General features: G+C 68.9%; 2 protein-coding genes and 1 pseudogene. 2 read left to right on the top strand and 1 reads right to left on the bottom strand.

What is annotated here, in order from left to right; translation table 11 throughout:
• Window positions 1–183 (bottom strand): annotated as a pseudogene (locus QH283_RS12485) (lycopene cyclase family protein); the annotation flags it as partial.
• 125 nt (window positions 184–308) lie between these two features.
• On the opposite strand from QH283_RS12485, the gene QH283_RS12480 reads away from it, so the two are divergent.
• The gene (locus QH283_RS12480; RefSeq protein ID WP_280503168.1) at window positions 309–1,295 is read left to right on the top strand and encodes a Ku protein; all 987 of its coding nucleotides are present in this window, start codon (window positions 309–311) and stop codon (window positions 1,293–1,295) included.
• 198 nt (window positions 1,296–1,493) lie between these two features.
• Window positions 1,494–2,333, top strand: an 840-nt coding sequence (locus QH283_RS12475) for an oxygenase MpaB family protein (RefSeq protein ID WP_280503167.1), incomplete at its 3' end; no start/stop codon positions are given.

Genomic DNA, 2,333 nt, shown 5'->3' with positions numbered 1-2,333 from the left:
CCCTCCCGCCGCGCCGAACCGGTGCGCGCCCGGCCTGCCGCCCTGCACCGGGAAACGCACCCGCTCCACGGTCTCGTCACCCGCGAGGGTGATGCCGCGCGCCGCCAGCCGGTGTTCGAGCCGCCTGCGCAACTCGCCGAGCCCGATCGCGGGCCGCCCGGCCAGACAGGTCTCCTCGTACAGAGTCGCGCCGCCATGCGGGCGTTGTTCACCGCCGTCCCACCCGGTCTGCGGACCCGAATCGCCGCGGCTACCTGCGGTTTCCCCTTTTCCCGACGGATGCCGACCGGTTCGTCCATCATGGAGTGATGGCACGGGCTATCTGGAAGGGCTCGATTGCGTTCGGGCTGGTCAACGTCCCGGTGAAGGCATACACCGCCACCGAGGACCACGACATCAAGTTCCATCAGGTCCACGCGAAGGACGGCGGGCGCATCAAGTACCAGCGCGTCTGCACCGTGGATGGCAAGCCGGTGGACTATGTCGACATCGCCAAGGCCTACGAGTCGCCCGAGGGCGAGACCGTGATCCTCTCCGACGAGGATTTCGCCCGCCTGCCCGCCGCGGAGAAGCATGAGATCCCGGTGCTACAGTTCGTGCCCTCCGAGCAGATCGACCCGATCTACTACGACAAGAGCTACTACCTCGAGCCCGACTCCACCACCCCGAAGGCCTACATCCTGCTGGCCAGGACCCTGGAGCGGATCGACCGCACCGCGCTGGTGCATTTCACGCTGCGCCAGAAGACCCGACTGGCGGCGCTGCGGGTGCGCGAGGGCATGCTGATGGTGCAGACGCTGCTGTGGCCGGACGAGGTGCGCGCGATCGAGTTCGAGTCGCTGGACGACGTGACCGAGCCGCGGCCGCAGGAGATCAAGATGGCCGAGACGCTCGTGGAGAGCATGTCCGACGACTTCGACCCCTCGCAGTACACCGACGAGTACCAGGTCGAGTTGCAGAAGATGCTCGACGAGGCCATCGCCGGCGGCGGCGCCGTGCCGCCACCGGCCGAGACCGAGCCCGCCGAGACCGACGCGGAGGTGGTCGATCTGGTCGCCGCCCTGCAACGCAGCCTGGAGGCCAGCGGCAGGCGCTCGTCCCGGTCCGAGGGCACGGCGGAGAAGAAGGCGGGCGGGCGCGCGAAGAAGAGCACCGCCGAGAAGGCGTCGAGTTCCTCGTCCGGCAAGACCGCGAGCAAGAGCACCGCCCGCAAGAGCACCGCGAAGAAGTCCGCGGCCAAGAAGTCCGCCGCCAAGAAGTCCGCGCAGAAAGCGCCGACGCGCAAGGGAGCCTGACCGGCTGCTACGGGGCTCGGCGAGTTCGGGAGGACTCGCAGTCGTACCAACCGAGTCCGTTCCGGCACTCGATGGTGGTGTGCGCACCTTCACCGCGTTGACTCAATGAAACAATCTTTGTAGATTTGTTTCACGCTCACAACGACGTGGCCGCGGCAAGCCCCGAGCGCACCAGCCGCCGCAGCGAAGGAATCGACGATGACCACCTCCACCCGACCGATCCCCACCCGGCATCCCGACAGCCCCCGCAAGGTGCCCGGCCTCGGCCCGTTCGCCAAGCTGCTGCGCATCGGCAACCCGGACGAACAGCAGTGGCAGCGGCTCGGCGAGGCGCTGCTCGTCGGCGACGAGCCCATGGACCGGCTGGTCGAATGGATGTATGCCGAGGGCATGGCGAAGACCCGCCCGCTGTTCGACCGCGCGCTCGAGGTCGGCATCGCCGAGGTGCCGGACGCGCCGGAACCGTTGCGACGCTTCTTCGAACAGATCGAGAACACCCCGGACTGGGTGGACCAGGAGCTGCTGCGCCGCGGCGAGCAGATCTACCGCTCCGGCGGCAACGACGCGCTGTACTTCGCCCGCGACGTCTCCTTCATCGGCGGCTACCTGGCGTCCGGGTTCAACAAGACCCTGCTGCGCACCGGCGCGCTGGAGAAGGGACCGGGCAAGCGCTTCGCCGAGACGCTCACCTGGGCGATGGACGTGTCCTCGGAGAACGGCATGGCCCGGTACGGGCGCGGCTACCGCTCCACCCTGCACGTGCGCTTCATCCACTCGATGGTGCGCCGCCACGTCGCGGCCATGCCGGACTGGCGCACCGAGGACTGGGGCATCCCCATCAACCAGACCGACATGGCGGCCACGCTGGTCGGCGCACTGCTGGCCCCGTTCGTCGGCGGCATGGCGATGGGCATCGTCCCGGCCCCGCGCGACATCGTCGCCGCCGCCCACCTGACCCGCTACGTCGGCTGGCTGATCGGCGTGGAGGACGAGTGGCTGCCGCGCGACTTCCGCGACGGCGTGCGCATCCTCAACCAC

This window comes from Nocardia farcinica (genome assembly GCF_029867845.1).
GTDB classification, from domain to species: domain Bacteria; phylum Actinomycetota; class Actinomycetes; order Mycobacteriales; family Mycobacteriaceae; genus Nocardia; species Nocardia farcinica_A.
This window is presented reverse-complemented; position numbering and strand designations above follow the sequence as displayed.